The organism is Streptomyces sp. NPDC047042 (genome assembly GCF_040644035.1).
GTDB lineage: Bacteria > Actinomycetota > Actinomycetes > Streptomycetales > Streptomycetaceae > Streptomyces.
Window position 1 is genome coordinate 36,551 of sequence record NZ_JBEYVP010000058.1, and the last position, 18,295, is coordinate 54,845.

Annotated in this window: 16 protein-coding genes and 2 pseudogenes; 10 read left to right on the forward strand and 8 right to left on the reverse strand. The window is 66.1% G+C overall.

Annotated elements, in window-relative coordinates; genetic code table 11:
* Positions 1-6: 6 nt before the first annotated feature.
* Positions 7-360, reverse strand: coding sequence for a DUF317 domain-containing protein (locus ABZ855_RS43735; RefSeq protein WP_360818056.1), 354 nt, complete (start codon positions 358-360; stop codon positions 7-9).
* A gap of 212 nt (positions 361-572) precedes the next feature.
* Here ABZ855_RS43735 and ABZ855_RS43740 point away from each other — a divergent pair.
* The 5 genes and pseudogenes from ABZ855_RS43740 (at position 573) to ABZ855_RS43760 (ending at position 4,888) form a co-directional block, all read left to right on the forward strand.
* Positions 573-1,324 (forward strand): annotated as a pseudogene (locus ABZ855_RS43740) (TnsA-like heteromeric transposase endonuclease subunit).
* Between the two features lie 137 nt (positions 1,325-1,461).
* A complete protein-coding gene (locus ABZ855_RS43745) occupies positions 1,462-2,229 on the forward strand; it encodes a hypothetical protein (protein WP_360818059.1) in 768 nt (255 codons plus the stop codon).
* Positions 2,226-2,642: a hypothetical protein gene (locus ABZ855_RS43750; RefSeq protein WP_360818062.1), complete on the forward strand. Its 417-nt coding sequence runs from the start codon at positions 2,226-2,228 to the stop codon at positions 2,640-2,642. Before ABZ855_RS43745 ends, ABZ855_RS43750 begins: the two co-directional genes overlap by 4 nt.
* 566 nt (positions 2,643-3,208) lie before the next feature.
* Positions 3,209-4,261 (forward strand): annotated as a pseudogene (locus ABZ855_RS43755) (TniB family NTP-binding protein).
* A gap of 222 nt (positions 4,262-4,483) precedes the next feature.
* Entirely contained in the window at positions 4,484-4,888 is a 405-nt protein-coding gene (locus tag ABZ855_RS43760) for a hypothetical protein (RefSeq protein WP_360818065.1), read from the forward strand.
* Positions 4,889-4,931: 43 nt separating this feature from the next.
* Here the strand turns inward: ABZ855_RS43760 and ABZ855_RS43765 are convergent, their stop codons facing one another.
* Positions 4,932-6,011, reverse strand: a complete 1,080-nt coding sequence (locus ABZ855_RS43765) for an IS630 family transposase (protein WP_360818068.1) — start codon at positions 6,009-6,011, stop codon at positions 4,932-4,934.
* Between the two features lie 189 nt (positions 6,012-6,200).
* Here ABZ855_RS43765 and ABZ855_RS43770 point away from each other — a divergent pair, with 189 nt between their 5' ends.
* Both ABZ855_RS43770 and ABZ855_RS43775 read left to right on the forward strand, forming a co-directional pair.
* Entirely contained in the window at positions 6,201-7,478 is a 1,278-nt protein-coding gene (locus ABZ855_RS43770; protein WP_360818071.1) for a hypothetical protein, read from the forward strand.
* A 129-nt stretch (positions 7,479-7,607) separates the two neighbouring features.
* A complete protein-coding gene (locus tag ABZ855_RS43775; RefSeq protein WP_360818074.1) occupies positions 7,608-8,219 on the forward strand; it encodes a hypothetical protein in 612 nt (203 codons plus the stop codon).
* A gap of 421 nt (positions 8,220-8,640) precedes the next feature.
* On the opposite strand, the gene ABZ855_RS43780 is transcribed toward ABZ855_RS43775, so the two are convergent.
* The 5 genes from ABZ855_RS43780 to ABZ855_RS43800 form a co-directional block, all read right to left on the reverse strand.
* Positions 8,641-9,210 (reverse strand): hypothetical protein, encoded by a 570-nt coding sequence (locus tag ABZ855_RS43780; protein WP_360818076.1) that lies wholly within the window; start codon positions 9,208-9,210, stop codon positions 8,641-8,643.
* 136 nt (positions 9,211-9,346) lie between these two features.
* Complete coding sequence (locus ABZ855_RS43785) at positions 9,347-9,556, reverse strand: hypothetical protein (protein WP_360818079.1); 210 nt, start codon at positions 9,554-9,556, stop codon at positions 9,347-9,349.
* Positions 9,557-9,718: 162 nt separating this feature from the next.
* On the reverse strand, positions 9,719-10,150 hold the full coding sequence (locus ABZ855_RS43790) for a hypothetical protein (protein ID WP_360818082.1): 432 nt from the start codon (positions 10,148-10,150) through the stop codon (positions 9,719-9,721).
* Between the two features lie 36 nt (positions 10,151-10,186).
* On the reverse strand, positions 10,187-10,804 hold the full coding sequence (locus ABZ855_RS43795; RefSeq protein WP_360818085.1) for a hypothetical protein: 618 nt from the start codon (positions 10,802-10,804) through the stop codon (positions 10,187-10,189).
* Between the two features lie 120 nt (positions 10,805-10,924).
* A complete protein-coding gene (locus ABZ855_RS43800) occupies positions 10,925-11,842 on the reverse strand; it encodes a hypothetical protein (RefSeq protein WP_360818088.1) in 918 nt (305 codons plus the stop codon).
* A gap of 192 nt (positions 11,843-12,034) precedes the next feature.
* On the opposite strand from ABZ855_RS43800, the gene ABZ855_RS43805 reads away from it, so the two are divergent.
* From ABZ855_RS43805 to ABZ855_RS43815, 3 genes are all read left to right on the forward strand, one after another.
* Positions 12,035-15,067, forward strand: coding sequence for a Tn3 family transposase (locus tag ABZ855_RS43805; RefSeq protein WP_360818091.1), 3,033 nt, complete (start codon positions 12,035-12,037; stop codon positions 15,065-15,067).
* Positions 15,068-15,583: 516 nt separating this feature from the next.
* Entirely contained in the window at positions 15,584-15,949 is a 366-nt protein-coding gene (locus tag ABZ855_RS43810) for a hypothetical protein (protein ID WP_360818094.1), read from the forward strand.
* Between the two features lie 142 nt (positions 15,950-16,091).
* On the forward strand, positions 16,092-17,870 hold the full coding sequence (locus ABZ855_RS43815; protein WP_360818097.1) for an SIR2 family protein: 1,779 nt from the start codon (positions 16,092-16,094) through the stop codon (positions 17,868-17,870).
* Positions 17,871-18,006: 136 nt separating this feature from the next.
* Here ABZ855_RS43815 and ABZ855_RS43820 read toward each other — a convergent pair whose 3' ends face one another.
* The gene (locus tag ABZ855_RS43820) at positions 18,007-18,141 is read right to left on the reverse strand and encodes a hypothetical protein (protein ID WP_360818099.1); all 135 of its coding nucleotides are present in this window, start codon (positions 18,139-18,141) and stop codon (positions 18,007-18,009) included.
* Between the last annotated feature and the right edge of the window lie 154 nt (positions 18,142-18,295).

An 18,295-nucleotide genomic window follows, 5' to 3' on the forward strand; every position in this document is an offset into this window, starting at 1 on the left:
GTGCGGTCATGCGCGACGTAGGATCTCCAGCACGCGCGCCACGGCGGCGGCGACCATGTCAGCCGGCGTCCCGATGTCGAACGACGTCTGGTAGCCACGCACCCTGGCTGTGCCATTGACGGCGATCTTCCATCCCTCGCCGTCCGTGCCGGGGCGGCCGAGCGGGAACCAGCCGAGGTAGAAGCGGCCGTCCTTCGAGCTGACGTGCACGTCCGCACGGTCGTCCACAATCAGGTGGAATTCCTCCGCCGAGAACTGGTCCATGACCAGCGTGGGCTGGCCGGGGCCGAGCTGCCATTCGCGAAGCCGCAGGGCTTCGACGGTGGCGGAGAAACCGGGGCCCACCGGCGCTACGGCCACAGGCAATAACCTCTCTGACCTGGGTTTTACAAGGTCGTCTACGTTGACATGGTTTCGCGCACGTTCGCCAGTCTTTCCGCGATCTTTCCTGTCTGCCCCCGGCGAACTGCTGTCCTTTGTCATCCAATCGAGGCGTTTGACAACGAAACCAGTCGTTTCGGCTTATTTGACAGTGAACCTAGTCGTGCGGGGTGAGCACGCTGGGGTGTTGGATGGCCGTACCGGCTGGGGCGGACGGGGCCGTGCCGTACGTCGAGGTGTCGTGCATGGATGGCTGGCGCGAGCGTCGACGGCGTCCGATGTTGGACTGCGTGTCGGTCAGGTTCGAGGACGCAGTTCCGGTACGGCCGTCTCGGTGGCCTCCGGGCGGGCGCCATTTCCCGGGCTGGTACTGGGCGACGACGACCGGGCAGCATGTCGGCTTTGAGTCGTGGCTGGAGCGGGACCATCTCGTGCTCAGGATTTCGATCCCGCTGTGGTGGGTATCGCGTCCCAGCCGTTCTGGCTGCACTGGCACGGAGGTTCGCGTGAGCGTCGGCATGCTCCGGACTTCTTTGTGCGCCGGGCGGATGGCTCGGCCGTGGTCGTCGATGTCCGCGCCGACGATTGGATCGCGCCGCGGGATGCCGAAGCGTTCGAAGTGACGCGCCGGGCCTGCGTCGATGCTGGGTGGGACTTCGAGCGGGTGGGGACGCCGGAGGCGGTGCTGCTGGCGAACGTGCGGTGGTTGTCGCGCTACCGTCATCCCCGCTGTCGGCAGGGTCCGGTCGCTGCCCGGCTGATGGACGTCTTCTCGCAACCGGGGCCGCTGATGCCCGGGGCCGATGCGGCAGGCGACCGGCTCGCGACGCTGCCCGTGCTGTTCCACCTGCTGTGGAGGCAGGAATTGTCCGCCGAGGGGACAGCGGTCGAACTGCAGGGCCCGCGCACGGTCGTGCGCCTGTCCAGTGAGAGTGCCGGATGAAGGAGAAGCGGCGACGGGTTCCGCCGACTGCCCGGATCGGAGAGTTCCCCAATACAGCCGCTGACCAGGCTCGTTGGTGGGAGGACCACATCTGGGAGGTGCTGCACGGTCTACCGCCGGATGCACCCCAAGGAGCAGTGCCGCGACCGGAGTTCGACCCCAGGCGGCATTCGCTGGCCGAACGCGAGCGAGCCACGGCGGCCGAGCTGACGGCAGCTGGCCATCCGATGACGGCCAGCGGCATCAAGCAGCGGCGCCAGCGATATCACCGCGACGGGCTTGTCGGGCTGGCCGACGGCCGGTCGGCCAAGCAACTGTCGGCCTTCGGACGGATCGCCCCAGCGGTGGTCGAAGCAATGCGGCAGGCGATCGCCGAGACAGCCGATGCCTCCTCAAGGACGGTCCGATTCACCATCTGGCGGACGAAGCAGATCCTGGCGTCCCGTGAGGAGGCCCATGACATCGAGCTACCCACGGAGCGCACGCTTTACCGGCTCTTCGCCAAGCTGGCTGTCGGCACACACGCGACCGGCTCGGCGACCACTCGCCGCTCGCTGCATGCACGTCCGGCCGGCCCGTTCGGGGAAGTGCCGGCCGTCGCCCCGGGCGAGTTGATGCAGATCGACTCCAGTCCGCTGGATGTCCTCGTGCGGCTGGACAACGGCATCGCGGAGAAGGTCGAGTTGACCGCACTCGTCGACATCGCCTCCAGGTCGATCACTGCGGCGGTCCTGCGGCCCACGACGAAGGCAGCCGACGCCTCCGCCCTCATGGCCCGCAGCATCACACCAGAGACAGTGCGTCCGGGCTGGCCAGAGGCGCTGCGGATGTCCCAGTCGGCGCTGCCCCACGAGCGGCTGCTGGCCCGGACGAGCGGCTGGAGCACGCGGCGGCAAGATCGGTGATCATTCCGGAGACGATCGTCTGCGACCACGGCAAGGTCTTCATCTCGCACAACTTCCGTGCCTCCTGCCGCTTCTTGGGCGTCACGCTGCAGCCGACACACAAGGCGTCCCCCTTCGAGAAGAGTGTGATCGAGAAGACCCTGGGTTCGGTGTCAACGCTGTTCGCGCAGTTTGTCGCCGGTTACACCGGCCGGTGGGTGGACCGTCGCGGCCAGCGCTTGGAGGACGGACCGTTGTGGTCGCTGCCCGAGCTGCAGGAACTGCTGGACGAATGGATCGTCGCCGTCTGGCAGAACCGGCCGCATGACGCCCTGCGAGATCCCAGCGCTCCGAAGCGGACTTACTCGCCGAACGAGGAGTACGCGATGCTGCTGGAGTCGTGCGGCTACGTTCCGGCCCCCGTTGAGCGGTGAGGACTACATCGAGTTGCTGCCGGGAAAGGTGGCAGGCGATCAACGCCTACGGGATCCGGATGAACCACCGCACCTACGACAGTCCGGAGTTGAACCCGCTGCGCCGTCGGCGCTCCGGGGGCGCGGAGAAGAAGGGTTTGTGGGAGGTCCACTACGACTCTTACGACGTCTCCCGGATCTGGTACGCGACCGCCGCGGCGAGAGGGACCGGTGGATCACCGTGTTCTGGCGGCACCTGCACCGCGTCGGCGTCCCGTTCGGCGAACTGGCCTGGGACCACGCCCGTCAGCAGGCCCCGAGGAATGGGAACGAGGCACAGATCGCGGACGCGGCAGCCGCGCTACTCAAACGCGCCCACGACGGCCCCCGGACGAGGAGGGCCCTCCGGCGAAGCGGTCCCGGCGGGATCGCCGGATCGCCGCCCGCACCCGGGCGACCGCCCCAGGGCGGGAGATTCCCGATCCGCCGGCCGACAGCGAGCCGATGGATGAGGGCAAGGACACCTCGTTGGCCGAGGTCGTCCGGCTGAGACTGTTCGACCCGTTGGCTGACCCCTGGAGGCGCTCGTGACCATCTCCAAGCCGGCGGCACGCCGCCCCGTATCGCGGGCGGCTGACACCGAGGCCGGGCGGCAGCTGAACACCCTGGCCGGGTGGCGGAGGTTCATCGACGGGCCACCCGCACCCCCGGCTTTGTCGTCCCGGAGGGCTTGGCAGCGGATGTCGGTGTCCGAGCGGGGCCTCTACGACGAGGACCGCGTTGACCATCACGCCCGCATGCTCACGGTCGCCACCTCGTTCGTCAGAAGACGGCGATCTGCGGCCGACGGCTGGTCCTGCTCAACCGCCACGCGATCAGCGCCCGCCGCGGGCTGATCGTTTCCGGCCCTGCGGGAACCGGCAAGACCATCGCCATCACCCAGTTAGGGCGCTCCCACGAACTCCTTGACCGGGCCCGGCACCCACATGTCACGGACCGCATCCCGGTCGTCTACGTCACCGTCCCGCCTGCCGCGACCGCCCGCATGATCGCGACCGAGTTCGCTCGCTTCCTGGGCCTGCCAGTGCGGGCACGTTCGAACATCACCGACATCATCGAGGCCGTGGTCGGTGTCTGCACCGACACCCGCACCGGGCTGGTGCTGGTCGACGAACTGCACAACATCTCACTCGCCAGTCGCCACGGCGCCGAAGTCGCCGACACGCTCAAGTACTTCTCCGAGCGCCTGGCCGCCACCTTCGTCTATGCCGGCATCGACATCGCCGAATCCGGCCTGCTGTCCGGGACACGGGGCGCCCAGATCGCCGGCCGCTTCACCCTGATCCCCTCCCGCCCCTTCCCCTACAACAGCGAATGGAAGGGCCTGGTCGCTGCCATGGAGGACACCCTGCGGCTGCACGACCACCACCCCGGGCACACTCACGGGCCTGGACCGCTTCCTGCACGACCAATCCGGCGGCATGATCGGATCCCTCTCCCACGCCATCCGCGGAGCCGCGGTCGACGCCATCCTCACCGGCACCGAGAAGATCACCAAGAAGAGCCTCCAGGCCATTCCGCTCGACCACACCGCCCACACCACGGCGTCGCTGGCCACGAAGACCGCCACGTTCCGATGAACAGCGAGCTACCGCCCCGGTTCTCACCGCTGCCGGTCCGACTCCGTCCCTGTCTCGGAGAGTCCTCCAACTCCTACATCCGGCGTCCGGCCCGCGCCAACCATCTCAAGCCCAGCTTCCTGCACTGCTACCTCTGCGGCCCACCACAGTGGTTCGGCAAGCCGCTCCTCGAAAACCTCGCCACGGCCGCAGGGCACTCGCCTGAAGTACTCGAACGTGCCCTTGCTGACGCCGACGCCCTGGGCGGCAAGAACAGACCACGCCGCCGCCCAAGAAGAATCCCTTCACCCGGCGCCGGGGCCTGGCCCAACGCATCGCCCAAAAAGCCTCAAAGGCACCCAGATCCACACGCTCGCCAAGCGCTACAACCTCCGCTGCCGGGATGTCCGGTTCGCCCTGGAGATCCCACGCCTCACCACCGCAGAGGCAGGTCCGCTGACCGATCCCATCACAGGCGAACTCGCCGACCTGATCGAGAGCATGATCAGCAGAAGGCTCAACGGAAGGCAGATCTGGACCGAACTCCTGGACCACCACGACTACCTGATCACATACGACTCCATCCGCCACTACATCAGATACGCACGACGCCGAAGGCGCCCGGCATCAGGAGATAACTGTCAATAACCGGGACACCGGAAAACAAAGTGGTCACGCATACCTGGTGAACCTAGTGTCCTGAGTCGTTAATTCGTGTGCAGTAGGCGGCGAGGATGTCGTCGGCGCTCTTCGTCCAGACGAACGGCTTGGGGTTCTTGTTCCACTCGTTGATCCAGCCGCGGATGTCCCGTTCGAGTTCGACGACGCTGCGGTGGGCCGAGCGGCGGAGTTTGCGGCAGGTCAGCTCGGCGAACCAGCGCTCGACGAGGTTGAGCCAGGACGCCGAGGTGGGGGTGAAGTGCAGGTGGAAGCGGGGGTGACGTAGCAGCCACTTCTTGACCGGCTCGGTCTTGTGGGTCGCGTAGTTGTCCAGGACCAGGTGGAGTTCGAGGTGCTGGGGGACGGCGGCGTCGATGACCTTCAGGAAGCGGAGGAACTCCTGGTGGCGGTGGCGGCGGTAGTGCTGGGCGATGACCGAGCCGGAGGCGATGTCCAGGGCGGCGAACAGACTGGTCGTGCCGTGCCGGACGTAGTCATGGGTCATCTTCGCCGGCGTGGTCGGCGCCATCGGGAGCACGGGCTGGGTCCGGTCCAGGGCTTGTATCTGCGACTTCTCGTCCACCGCCAGGACCAGGGCGTTCTCGGGCGGGGCAAGGTAAATACCCACCACGTCACGGACCTTGCTCACGAACTGCGGGTCGGTCGACAGCTTCCACGTCTCCACGATGTGCGGCTTGAGACCGAACGCCCGCCAGATCCGCGAGACGGCCGACTGCGACATTCCCGCCGCCCCGGCCATCGAACGCGTCGACCAGTGCGAATCACCCGTCGGTGGCGCCTGGTCAAGGGTCCTGGCGACCAGGGCTTCGACCTGCTCGTCCGTGATCTTCCGCGGCGCCCCCGAACGCGGGCGGTCCACCAGGCCCTCCAGCCGGTCGGCGGCAAACCGGGACCGCCACTTACGCACCGTCTCCCGCGAGACACCCAAGTCGTCCGCGACCTGTGCGTTCGACAGGCCCTCCGCGCACGCCAGCACGATCCTCGACCTCAGCACCAGTGCCTGAGACGCGGTCTGCTTGCGCAACCAGCCTCGCAGGACCCGGCGTTCGTGATCGGACAACGCCAACGACAACGGCTTCGGACCCGGCATCACCCCACCCTACAATCGCCCATGAACTTACGACTCAGGACACTAGGGCAAATGAGCGTCGCGGTCACAAGGTACCGCCCTGGCGCGTAATCGTTCCTCAGAGCGATTAAGTCTTGACCGTCTATCTTCAGTGAGGCTTCAGTGATGCGCGCACCCACGCGTGTTGCGTGTCATCTGAAGGGAACTGTCATGCTGCAGTACCGAAAGAGACGCTGGTCTGTGATCGCAGCGACAATCGTGGCTTTCGCTGCGTTCGCTGGTGCGGCACCGGCTGGCGCGGTAACGGACAGCCAGGACAGCAACAGTAGATCCGCTGGTGTTTCGGAATTAGCCCCTCTGATCCCGGAAACTACACCGGGCTCCGACGAACCTTCGAGGGAACCTGGCGCAAGCCGGCTCGCCGCCACAAGCGAGATCTGCACCGCGTCCGATGAGAACGGCCGGGGCTCCTGCATCGAGTACAACAATGCCGACACCATACCGGGCCTGCCCAGCGGCGAAGCCAACTCGAAACTCGCGGCAGTTCCTCCACCTCAGTGGTGCGAAGACGCCCAGGGCGTCGTGTATGCCACGCGCACTCAAGCCTGCCGCATCGACGGGGTCCTCTACTACACGTGGGTCGAGCGCAACGGCGTCCGGACTACTACAGGTGAGGCCAATCTCCTCCTCATCAACTACAGCTATGGCAGCACCAGCGAGTCCCGCATAGCCCATCAGCTCGACGTCACAGCCTTCAGCGGCTGGGGCGACGCGCTCAAGGGTTCCTACAGTGGCACGGCTCGAGTCGGGGCTTCCTGCACCAAGGAGAGCGGTTCATTCCCCGCCAAGCCGATCCAGCCGCTGAGCCAGTGGTACACCGGCGAGGCGTTCTACGACTCGACTGCAACAGCCGCCGGCGCCAAAGGCGACTGCTACACAGGGTGGAATCTGACCTTCACGAACCCGGGCTACACCTCGTCGACGTACGTCGTCCCCGTCTTCGCCGAGTTCCGGTGCGACAACAACACCCCCGCCAGGACCGATCCCGGCTGCGTGGTGGATTGGTACGCCTCGGCCGTCTACTACAGCCAGGCCACCAACCCTCAACTGGCCTCGCACGTCTCCCGTGCCCAAGCCTCGGGACTGCCTGGTGCGACCTTCGAAGCTCCTCTGACGCGCACCACCGATCCGGCCGTCAACCAGGCCAACCGAGACAAAGCATGCGGTGACGCACCCAGCGTCACCGGCAAAGAATGCGACGAATACCCCGTCGCCAGCTCCAAACAGGGCCTCTCAGCCGGCGGCACACGCCGCACCTTCGATGGATGCGGGTTCTCTGGTATCCCAGCCGGGCAGGGCCCCACCGGGGTCAGCGTATGCATGATCCCCGCCGCAGAGAATCACTCGCAGGGCGGACTCCACTCAGCCCTGTACCGGGGTGAACGCGTCCTTCAAGACGACCCGTTCCGTGTAATCGTGATCCCCTAACACCGCAGGCGGGGCGTCACGCCACGCACCCAGGCGCCGGGAACGGAGCGGCCCCTTCCCAGCCGTCCCGGCGCCACACACGGGCACAACCGGCTCCAGCGAAGCTAACCTGAAGCGGAAGGAGGATCCATGAACACCCCCTGGCACGACGTCTTCGTATCGGAAGGCACCTTCGGGCTGCTCGATAACGGCGATATCCCCGTACATTCCGCTGACTGGTCCAACGGCCTCATCGCGCCGATGCTGCAAGGGGGCGCCCTAGTTCGCACAGGCATCCAGACTGGATACGTCCGCGTATGCGCCCGCACCGAGAGGGAACCAACCGAAGACATCGACGAGTCACGGCCCTGGGAAGAGATCGTGGAGGCAACCGTCACCGCTCCCCACAATCTTCTCCGACTCGAATCCCTGGACTTCGGGCCCCCTGCCCCGGGCACTCTCCTGACGACTGCGGATTGTTTCCAGTACCGCGTCCGAGTGCACGCCCTAGGCAGGGACGTCGCCCAGAGCAACACCACTCCAGTACCCCCGGAGGAGTATCTGCTGTTGGCATGGCCCTCCGAGCCAGCTCCCACTCACACCCTGCGCACGAGTAGCCGCCTCGAAGAGGAGGAACAAGCCGAGGCTGCCAACCCCCATCCTCCACGCCTGGCTCCGGACGAACCGAGTGAGGCGACAGCGGAGCGAGAGATCCGTGCTCAACTCGACGATGCACTGCGCAGGAGTCGCAAGAAGCAGTAGCGGAGTGGCGGCTTCGCGCAGTCCGCCCCGGATCCCACCGTCCGCTCGAAAGCGTCCATGTTCACCCCTAATCTCTGCTCGACGAGTGCCTCCCTCCGCGCGAATGAGCAGCAGCGCGTCAGCGCCGCTTCACCGCCTACTGAGCGCCTTCCGCGCGCATCCTTGGGCGACCCCAGGTACGGCGCCTCACGCAGCGCCTGTGCGACCTTTACGTCGATGACTTCATTGACATTCAACTCAGTCGGGCCAGGTCAGCGCGCTGCGAACGACTAACTTCGCTGTCAAAGGACAACTGCCGCCCTGTCTCATCGACGTTAGTCTTTCTCGCGCCGAGGACCTTGCTGAACTGGATTCAGGGAGGCACATGCGGGCAAGAGCGGCGTGTTCTGGTGAGCGTTCCCTCGCCAAGCACCGAACCCGTTTACAGCTGGCGGCGCCGAAAGGGCAGCCACGCTCTCCCAGCCGGCGCCTCTTCGGCGCCAACCTTGAGAGCGGTTCTGGCCACCTTCAAGAACAGGTTGTGCTGGCCGTGGTAGGCGCCGGAGAGCCTGGTCCGAGCCGCCATCTGGCGGCCCCGGTCTCTTCGTGCTGTGCCAAGCCAGACTGGTTCTGGGGCATGGTCGTAGAGGAGGGACTGCTGAAGCGCAGTGGCCGTATCGACTACGTCCATTGGAGCGCGGAGTTCGAGTGCAGCGAAGGCCCGCTTCAACCGTTGCGAGTCCAACTCCCGGGCCCGGCGCTCCATCTCGTCCCAGCGTTCGTGGAACGCGTCCTCGTACATGGCTTGATAGTCCTGGTAGACCTGCTCGGCCTGAAGGAGGAATTCTGCACAGAGGGTGGGCAGGAGTTCTCTAATCCATGGGGCATCGGCTTGGTAGCGGGCCGCGCTGGCCTGGCTGCGGCTGGCTATGACTGCACCACCGGCGCCTAGGAGTGCTCCGCCGAACGCCGCTCCCGCAGCGATCAAGCCGAGCAGGACCTCGCTATTCATATGCCCTCCAACTCGTCACGAAGGCCCGGAAGTTACCACGGATGACCATGCTGATCATTTGTGTTTGGGTCGATGCGCGTCACCTCAGTAGTCCGGCGATGTCGAATGCGTCGTGAACCGCGAACGCTTCGCGATATCACGCTTTGGCACGGCGAAGTCGCCGCAGGCCGGGCGTGGTCGAGCGCCAGTTGTCCGACGGGGAGAAGCCGGTGATGTGATGGCGGACCTGGTTGTGCCAGACGTCGAATTCCATGACCCAGGACTCGGCCAGGTCATCCACGACGATCAGTGCGGGGTGGGTACCGGCGGTGGGCGGTACAGGGGTACGGCCACTGGAACTGGGCATTCTCCGAACAAGGGGTCGGCATGGAAGGCCTGGCTGTCACCATGTGTTCCACGAGCGCACCGGTCGCGTGGTATTCGGCGGGCACCTGCTGTAGGAGGCCGTCCAGCTCGATCACGATGGTGCGGTGGCGCTTTCCCGTCCGCCCGTGGGGCGGCTCCCAGGTCACCGGGTCACGGCCAGGTGCGAGGTGAGCGGGATGTCGTAGCGCATCCGAGAACGCATGGCGGCAGCGGTATGGGGCCTGCCGGAACCGAGAGCGCGGTATCCGTCAAAGATCCAGCCGGTCACTTCCAGGAAGGTGCCACGGCCCGTGCTGATGTCCAGTTCCGTGTTGAGGAAGGCAGGCCGCTTGGCCACCGCGAAGCCCTGCCAGGCGCGGTCCCAGCGGAACAGCGTGCCGAACTCCGGGTCGTCCCAGACCAGGAGGCGGGTGCGCGCGTGGGCGGCTCGGCAGTCGAGGATCCACAGGTCTGTGTGGGCCTCCCTGCCAGCGACTTCCATCGAGGCAAGCGGATGGGCCTGGATTTCTGCCCGCTTGCCGCAGCGCAGCAGGCAGTCCGCTCTGCGGTTCCCGAGCGGGATCTCGGTGGCCACCCCAGTCCTTGACTTCTTTGTGCCACGTGGACTCGGTCACAGGGCGCCCGCGTACCGGAGGAGTTCGGCGTCTTCGTCGTCCAGGCCAAGGGCCTGGGCTCCGACCTCGGCAAGGTAGTCGGCGAGGTTGAAGATGCCGGGGATGCTGTCGATGCCGACGACGAGCCGGTCGTAGCGCTTGAACAGGGCGAGGATGCGGTTTCCGCGGGCCCTGTGCTCCTTGGCTCCTTGGGCGGATTCCTTGGCCGCACTCTCAAGCCGGTCCGCTTCCATGAAGTCCCGCTCGGCAAGAGGAGGCAAGCCTTCCATGATGCGGTCGAGGTCTTCCAGCACAAGTTGCTGGGCCGACTTCTCCGTCAGCTCGCCGCCCTCACCGATCAGAACCTTCGCCACGACCCTTTCGTCGTCAGATCCAGCACCGTGCGGGCCGGGAACCGCAGCGTCGCCAGGGCCTGATGCTCCGGTCCCGCAGTTCGGAACCATGCCGGTGGTGCCGCCCTGTGTGGGTCCGGCCGGACCAGCGAGAGCGGCGATACGAAGTTCCTTGCAGACCTTGTTGAACGACGTGGTGCACATCGATTTCACGGCGCGGTCAAACACCGGACGGAATTCCGTAGAGAGCACGTTGATCTTCGACCGGACGACGCTTTGCATCCGAGCGAGCTGCTCGACTTCGCTCCCGCCCTGGCGGATGCACCGCAGTGCCTCCCGGTCGAGGACGTCGCGTACGGCGTTGGGGTAGCGGCCAGCGGCATTGGGGATAGGCACGGATTTCTACTTTCCGGAGAGGAGTCGGATCGTGCGGGGGCGCTTGTCCAGGACGCGGCCGGCCCAGGAGGTGACGGAGTCACGGATGGATTCGACGGACTGCCACACGTCGGGGTCGTCCACGTGTGCGAAATCGTCGGGACCCAGCAGGAGGATTTCCCTGCACTTGTGGGCGAGGCCGAAGTAGCGGATGGTCCAGTCGGCACGCGGATCGCGTTCGTTGTCGCCGATCAGCTCGTTGACCAGTTCTACGTCCGGATCCGGCACGGGGCGCATCTGCTCGCGCACGTACCGGGCGACCTCCTGGTCCTGGAGGACCTCACGCACGGTCGGCTCCCGCAGGATGGACAGAACGGCTTCCGGGTTTTTGGTCAGTTCCGCGACGACGGCCTCCCGTACTCCTGCACGGCGGAGCTGTGCGACGATCTCGCCCGGCGTCTCCATGCTGCAGGCCGCTCCGTCCGCCAGGCCCAGGGCCCGGCAGTACTCCCCGGCGTCGAGTACGGCCGGCCATCCCGCCCGCTCGGCGCCGGCGAGCCGCCCGAGCAGCAGTCCGACACGACGCGCGCGCTCGGCCGTGTCGGTTACGCAGGCTGCGACCACGCACTTCCACGGCACGTGGACGGACGACGTGGCGAGACGTTCACGAAGTTCCGCGCCCGCCAACGCCGTGACGCGCTGGTATCGCTCAAGCGTGTCGGCCGCATAGCCGAGTTGGCGTGCCAGCGGTTCCAGAGCGCTGCTCACCGCCAGGCTGGACTGCTCGGCGATCTCGGCACACACGTCGCCGAGTCCGAAGCGCGCCGCAAGCTGCACCCGCGTCGCCTGGACGTCCTGCTCCGCGAACCCTCTCGCGCGTTTGAGTTGATCGTCGGTGTAGCCGGGAACTGCGCTACCGCCCGGCTCGATCCACACGTTCTCCATGGCCAAGGACGGTAGAAGCCCGAACCCTCGGAAATAGCCGCGAGCCACTCGAACGGCCGCGCAGAAAACGGGTCGACGACCAAGATCTCAAAAATGTGCCCTACGGCCGATAACCCCCGAAGTCCGGTTTGACCCGGCCCAGTCGCCGGCCTGAATCTGCCCTGCGTGACAATCCGATCGTCAGGAGAGGCAATGCTCAGCGCAGAGGAGCGGCAGGAGGTGACCGCAGGGTACCCGTCGTTCGTCAATAGGATCCCGGAGCGCGACTGGCCCCATCTCCGGCTCGGTGAGGAGGACCAGCGGCTGATCCAGGGCAAGCGAGGCGAGCACAACCGGCTCGGCCTCGCCGTGCAGCTGACGGTCGTGCGCTTGCTGGGCCGTTTCCAGACCGACATGGAGAGGATCCCGGAGGACCTGGTGCTGCGTGTGGGCGAGCAGCTCGGCATCTCCGACCCTCTCGCCAAGATCATCCTGTACGGGGAGAACGGCGACACCGTTCGAGACCACGTACGAGAGATCAGACGGGAACACGGCTGGACTTCCTTCCTGGAGGGCGAGGCTCAGCTCGTGGCCTGGTTGGAAGACCGGCTGAAGTACTCCACGGACGGCCCGAAGGCGATGACGCTCCAGGCCCTGGTCTGGCTCCGCGAGCAGCGTGTGCTGCTTCCCCGATACTCGACGCTGCGCGACCTGGTGACGCTCTGCCGTAGTAGAGCCGAAGACGCAGTGTCGAAGGAACTCGTCTCCAAAATGAACCCTCACCAGGTCGGCACCATCGACTGGTTGATGGAGGTTCCTCCCGACGGGCGCATCAGTCGTCTGGACGGGCTGCGCCGCGGGGTAGGCGTGCCCTCGTGGGCGAACTTCGTGAAGGCGCTTTCACGCACGGACGAGATCCGCGCTCTCGGGTTCGTTGATGTGGATGTCTCGTCCATCCCCGGCCGCAAGCTGGCGCAGCTAGCCGATCACGCCTTGACCGAGCGGGTACCGCGCCTGAAAGAGCAGACCGGCAAGCGGGCTGCGGTACTTGCGGCCGTCAAGCGCCTGGAGACGAGCGCCCTGGACGACGCCATCGACATGCTCGACAAGCTGATCACCGAGGGCTTCATCGCCAAACCCAAGAGGTGGGCCGACAAGGCCCTAGTCGACGCCTACCCGAGGTTCGCCCCAGCCGGCACCCTGTGCGCACAGGCACTGCTCGCCGTCCTGGAATCCGTGGTGGAGAGCATCGACCACGACAGCGGTGAAATCACCGACCCAGTCACCAACACCGACTCCACGCGCGCCGTACTGGAGACGGTCGCCGACCGGGACACTCTCCTGCGGGCGGCCAAGAATCTCCTGGAGTACATGCCGGCCCGGGACTCCGATACCCATGAGGCCCGTCGTGCCAAGGCACTGGAACGGTTCCGAGACGTACGGACGCTCGTACCCGTCCTTGTCAACAGGGTCCGCTTCGGCGCACGTCCCGCGGGCCAGGCCGCACTGAACGCGCTCCACGCCTTGCCGCCTCTCCTGGATCGTAAGGACGTCCAGCTCGAAGACATCGGCACCACACTGTTGAAAGGTTCCTGGAGACGCCTCGTAGTAGGTGAACCGGAACAGTCCGACGGCGCGGTGGACCTGTACGCATACGCCCTGTGCGTGGTGGAGACCTTCCACCGGCATCTGTGCAAACGAGAGATCTTCGTTCAGGGCTGTTCCCGCTGGGGAGACCTCCTCGCGCGACTCCTGTCAGGCGAGGTCTGGGCGCAAGCCCGGCCCAGCCTGCTCACCAGCTTGGACCTACCCGAAGACCCCAGCGCCTACCTCGACCGCGCTGCCACAACCCTGCACGCCCACCTCGTCAGAGTCGCCTCCCGCATGCCCGAGGGCGCTCAAATGCCACTCGGCAACGGCGACTTGGCCTTGCCGAAGGGACGGCCACCGCGTCCATCGAGCCTGAGTCGGCAAGTGGAGAAGATGCTCCCCAAGGTAGAGCTGCCCCAAGTGGTGCTGAACGTGCTGAGCCGGACCGGCGCGATCGCCGCGTTCACCACCCGCAACGGCAACCCTTCCCCCTACCCGGAATTCGAGCTGTCCGTAGCGGCCGTGATGGTCGCGTACGGCTGCAACATCGGCCTCGAAGCCGTCGCGAACGAAGAAAAGGACGCCCTCAAACTCGACCGCCTCACCAGCATCAGCCGCGAATACTTCCGCCCCGATGTGATCGAGGCGTGCACCATCCTCATGCTCGGCGCGGAGAACGACGCACTCAGCACCCTGCAGTTGGACGGGGAGCGCCTCGCCTCCGTGGACGGCCACGGCTTCGTCATCCCCACACCACAGCCCGGCCTGCTCATCGCACCCGAAGGCAATTCCGAGGTCACCTGGCTGACCATGCTGACCGAGCAGGCCATCCAATTGTCCGGGCGCATGGTCAGCGGCCGGCCCAGTGCCGCGCTGGAAGCGCTGAACACCCTTACGACCTACCGGGACCAGACCAACGTCCCGGACAGCCGACGCCCCGAAGCCATCGTCGCCGAGGCCGGAACGCACGAGGACCTCGTCTTCGGCCTTCTGACTCTCTCTGGCTACTCCTACCAGCCCGCCCCGCACCAAATCAACGACACCAGGCTCTGGCGCATCGACAGGTCAGCGGACTACGGACCTCTCCAAGGCGCAACACGCCGACAGATCGACCTTTCGCAGATCGCCGCGCACTGGGAAGACATCCTGCGGATGATCGGCTCGATCCACCACGGTGCCGTCAGCGCACACGACGCACTTCGGATCCTGACCCACAACGGCCAGCCCACCGGCCTCGGATCAGCGATCGTCGCCTTCGGCCGCATCGCCAAAACACGCCACCTGCTCCGTCTCTACGACAACCCCGAGTACCGGCACGGGATCGAAGCGCAGAGCAGGCTGCACAAGGAACGTGCCGACCTCGCCAGGCGTATCTGTCACGGCATCGACGGCCCCTTCCCCGACTACTACCCCGGTCTGGAAAACCGGCTCGGCGTTCTCGGTCTCGTCCTCAACACCGTGGCCCTCTTCAACACGGTCTACATCCAGAAGATTGTCGAAAAAATGCGCGCCCAGGGCCAGATCATCGCTCAAGGCGACCTCCGCCAGCTTTCTCGGATGATGTACAGCCACATCAACATGCGCGGCCGATTCCACTTCGAACCGCCCACCGACACCATGTTCGAGATCCCCGACCTCGAACCGGACCCCACCTGAAGACCGCAGACCACTTCCGTAGGCAGAGCCGTCCCTGAGAACCACTGAACGGCGAGCCCCTCCACTCACACCGAAGCCGGTGCCTCACCCGAGGTACCGGCTTCCCCCTTGCCCACCAACGCCCACAGTCTCCGCCCCAGGATGACCACCTCACTCCCCGACGCCGCGTCAATTTCAACGAGCCCGAAGCCAAGGGACCTCTCAGCGCCCGTCCAGCCCGACCAGCCAGAGCCCCTGACCAGGCACAACACCTCGTAACCCACATTTTTGAGATCTTGGTCGCCGCGCAGTGGGGCACCAGCCGCTACGCAGGAGCGGTCACGACCTGTGAGGTGGTCAGTTGGCCCTGATGGCTGGCCTCGTGGACGAGTGCTTCATTCTTCGGTGAAAGTGGATGTCCACTCAGATGCTGGCCTGGCCGTCCTCCTGCGCGTCGCAGGCCGGCCCCACTACAACCCAGCGCGGGATCAAGAACCTGTTGCGCGTCCTGTCCGCGCTCGCCCTGGCCGTTCCATTGTGGTCACGGACGGCGAAGGCCGCGTGCTGTGGTGCAACCCAGCACGGCCCGCGAGCTGCGCGGACATCACCCACGTTCGCCGATTAGGGCTGGTCAAGCTCCTGACCGACGGACCTGCGGTCGAGATCCTCACTGGTGCCGACTACCAGGGACTTGGCACCCAGACCGACGGCCGGGTGGTGACACCACCGCACCGCAAATTCAAGAAGAACGCCCCGGACTGGTACGAAGAGATACACGAACGTCAGCGCAAGGCACATTCATCACGACGTATCCGTGTCGAGTACGGCATCGCCCACGAGCACCAGCTCGTTAGGCGCAAGCCGGTCACCCACGCCGACATTTCTCGCGAAGTAGCCGTGTGAAAGAGCGCACCTCGCAGCCGGGGCCGACTGCATGGACCGCGGTCTCGTGAGTGGAAGCCCATCTTTTCGTCGATCTGACGTAAATTGGTGATGGGTGGTCAACTCCGACCGCTCTGCTCCCGCGTGCCCAAGGAGACGTGCCATGGCCGACCAGTCGACGGAACCCCATGTGAATCTTGCACTCGGCCTGCGGGCCGTGCCTGGGGGGTATGCGGTGCTGCTCGGCTCCGGGGCATCCGTATCGGCGGGCATGCTTTCCGCCTGGGGCATCCAGTGCGATCTGATCCGCCAGATCGCCAGCGTCGAGGGCACCAGCATCCCCGACGGAGACGACGACCCGTACGACTGGTACGTGGAGCGCTTCGAGCGCGAGCCGGCTTACGACTCCCTCCTGGCCGACCTCTCCGGGACCACCGGCGGGCGCCAAGCGCTGCTCCGCTCCTACTTCGAGCCCGACGAGACGGAGCGCGAGCAGGGCATCAAGCAGCCTGCGGACGCGCACCGCGCTCTCGCCCGCCTCGTCGCCGACGGACACATCAGGGTGATCATCACCTTGAACTTCGATCACCTCGTCGAGGACGCCCTGCGCGAGGCCGGGCTACGCCCGACCATCATCCGGCGCCCGTCCGACCTGACCGGGATGATCCCCCTGCACGCGCAGCGCCAGGGCGTGGTCATCCACCTCCACGGCGACTACCTCGACCCGGACAGTATGCGCAACACCCCCGAGGAGCTCAAGGAATACGAGCAGGAGGTCGACAAGCTCCTGAACCAGGTCTTCGACGAGTACGGCCTGATCATCGCCGGATGGTCCGCCAAGTACGACCCGGCCCTGGTAAGCGCCCTCAAGCGCTGCCCCACCCGCCGCTTCGACACCTACTGGGCCGACCCCTACCCCCTCTCCACCACCGCCACTGAACTCCTCGAACAGCGCCAGGGCACCTACGTGCCGGCCGACGTCGACCGCTTCCTCACCCGTACCGCAGACGCCGTCACTGCCCTCACCGAGCGCAACCGTGCCAACCCCCACAACATCGCCACCGCCATCGCCACAGCCAAGCGCGAACTGCGCAGCGACGGCCCGGCCATCAACCTCCATGACACCCTGCGCCGCGAAGCCGCCCGCCTCGCCGACCATCCGCTGCGCACGGCCACCCCTGACATCCCCCAGCCTGAGCTGGAGGCCGAGCACGAGCGGCGGCTCGCCGCGTGGGAGTCCGAGAGCGAGACGCTGGCCGCTCTCGCCGCGGTCACCGCCTACTGGGGCACCGACACCACCGACCGGTACTGGTTCGCCGACGTTGAGCGCCTTGCAACCGTCACCTGGGGTACCGGGCAGAGGGCGCTCAACGACCTGCGCCGCGCACCGGCCACCCTGCTCCTGCACAGCGCCGGAATCGCCGCCGTCGCGGCCGAGCGCTGGCCGCTGGCGGCCCGCCTGCTCACAGGCCCCCGTGCCGAGGACATCATGCGCAGGACCGACATGCCCGCGGCGGCCCTACTCGGGCCCGAGACGGTTCTTGGCCTGCACACCGCGGCACGGGTACACGGATACCTCAAGCCCATCTTCACCGGACACGTGGTGGCCAACGAGAGCGCCTTCACCGAGGCGTGGGAGCGCTTCGAGTACCTGCGCCTGCTCGTCCAGGAGGACGCCGGGAACTACATCAGTACGCCGCACCTGCTGGTCTCCGGCATGCGCGGCGACTACCGTCCGCTGGCATCCCAGTGGCTCGATCGCGAACTCGCATCAGGTGACCAGCACCCGCTCCTGCGCGCCGGCTTTCTTGGCGGGGACCTCGAAAGGGTCACCACCACCCAGAAGGTGGTGGACTCCCGTATCTCCGAGTGGGTCGACCAGATCAACCGGAGCACCAGCAAGATGATCAACAGGTTCGGACCGTTCTACCCCACGAGATGAGCTGATCGGAGCGAATGAACACAGGTAGACCGCCACCGACATGGTGACGGCCTCCCGGCAGGAGTATCAGAGGCGCTCGACGCACCGGTCCCCGCCGCATGCACCGCGGCGGGGACCGGCCGTTCCGGTTCACAACTCAGTGGCACTCCGGCACGCCCGGCATCCAGGCCAGTCCGGACAGGAAGATGTTGCTGATCCACCCCTGTCGCTGTGGCAGATACGACCAGGCGTCGTTGGTGATGCCGCCGTAGGCCACCGTCTGCCCGTGCACGGCAGTTCAGGATCCGAGATGGTGCGCTGACTGCCTGGTATGTGGGGCTGGCCAGGGACGATTGCTTAAATGGTTTTACGGATGCAGGGTTTTCCATACCCAGATGACGCGTAAAACCTGACGGGGACGCTGCGGATGCGTAAAGTCTTAAGCG